This window comes from Ruminococcus intestinalis, from assembly GCF_014288065.1.
Lineage (GTDB): Bacteria > Bacillota > Clostridia > Oscillospirales > Acutalibacteraceae > Ruminococcoides > Ruminococcoides intestinale_A.
In genome coordinates, this window is the sequence record NZ_JACOPS010000011.1 from 1 (window position 1) to 1,983 (window position 1,983).

Here is a 1,983-nt window from a genome sequence, read left to right on the forward strand (position 1 = left end):
GGCTGTGTAGGTCTTGCTGTTGTCGGCTGTGTAGCCTGAGAAGCTGTTGTAGGAACAATAAGGCTTGTGATGTCACCGCTTGACATATTGTATGCACCTACAGCTGATGAAACGCTGTTTCTCTCTGCCTTGAATGTAAGCTTTGATGAAGCGTTAAGTGTAGCTGTTGTAACTGTAAATACACCTGTTACATCGTCAGCCTGTGTTGTGTATGCTGTGCCGTTTACTGTTACTGTTACCTTTGAAGCAGGAGCAGCAACACCGCTTACTGTATTCTTGCCCTTAACTGCATAGCCGAGTGCAGGAACATTAAGCTGTAACTTAGCCTTTGCATTCTGTAATGTTGTTATCATTGCAGTAACCTGATCGTCGTCAGCATCACTGCCCTGTGCAACGAGTGCGTCAACCGACTTCATAACTGATTCAACAGTTGTCCATGAAGATGCTGTGTAATCGGAAGAAGTCATTGCTTTAACTTCTCTTCCCTCTTTCTTAAGCTGCTCGAGCGGTGAAGCAGGAGTTTCTACAATCTTAAGATCATAAGAAGAGAATGATGTATTTTTAACTGTGATAATTGCGTCGCCTGTAATGCCTGTAATATCAGCTGACTGTACTTTGCCGCCGTTATTGAGCACTACATTGTAAGTTTCTGTTGTATTAATGTCAACATAGTAGTCACCGTTATCATCCTTAGATGTAAGCTGTGTGCCAGGCCATGCACCGAGAAGTGCGTTGCTTGCGCCTGTCCAAGCATATACATAAGGAGCTGAACCGTCAGCTGTCTTTACAACAAGACGAGATGTTGTTTTTACAGGAGCTGTTGAGCCGCCCTGTACTTTTTTCTTGAATGTTGCTTTTGACTCAGAAGAACCGATCTCGTTCTCTGCCTCAAGAGTAATTGTAATTGTATCGCCATCGTAAGCTGTGTTACCGATTGTGATTGTGTCGCCGTCTTTTACGATAAACTTGTTACCGCCGTCAACAGAGCACTTAGCCTGCTCGCACTTGTCAAGTCTTACTGTAACAGTCTGTGTACCTGTAAACTCTGCGTCACCCTTAACAGACATAAGAGGTCTGCCATCAGGCTCTTCAACGAGGATTGTACCGTTCTTGCCGCTGTTGAATGTAACCTTACCGTTTGATACAACAGCAGATGACTGATCGTAAGCATTTACAAGATACTGACCGTCGCTCCAAGTGTCGCCAACGCTGATTGTAACATCAGTATTTGCATTAGCATAGATACAGCCGATTACCTTATCTGTAATGCCGTTCTTGTCGTAATCTCTTGCAAAAGCATAACCTGATGTTGATGCAAGGCTTGTGTTAGAGCCTGCACCTACAGAGATGTGGTTGTTACGGAATACACCGACTTTCTGCCAATGCTCAAGAACATTTGTATCCATTGAGTCCCAGTTCATATCACTTCTGAGTGAGTGACCTGCGCCGCCGTTACCGTCGTTAGGAACACCTGCTACCATTGGACGGTTTGTTTCGTCACCGTAGAATATCTGAATTCCGCCCGGGCATAAAAGAAGACCTGAACCTGTACCTATAAGGTCGCCTCTTGCGAGAACAGAGTCGTGTGAAGATACATAAGAAAGAACATTGAAGCTGTCATCGTTATTGATAGCCTTTGCAAATCCATCATATGTGCCCTTAACTCTGCCTGCGCTTAAAAGTCCGCCACCCTGAGTTGAGAAGTTGATCATTGAATCAAATCCGCCCTGTGTGTAGTAGCCGTCCTTATTAACACCGTGATCCCAACATTCACCTGTCATCCAGAAATCTTCATCCCAGTCTGCACCCGGCTTGTCAGGGTTGTTTGCTCTCCACTCTTTAAGAGCGTCAACACAAGCATTCTTAAGGTTTTTCCAAGAAGCAAATTCAACGTGTTTTGCGGTATCGCAACGGAAACCGTCAACACCGTACTCTCTTACCCACTCTGAAAGCCAGCCTGCAAGGTAGTTGCTTACAGTCGCG

General features: G+C 45.0%; 1 protein-coding gene. It reads right to left on the reverse strand.

What is annotated here, in order from left to right:
- On the reverse strand, positions 1 to 1,983 hold a 1,983-nt coding region (locus H8R91_RS11915; RefSeq protein WP_186936403.1), incomplete at both ends, for a starch-binding protein.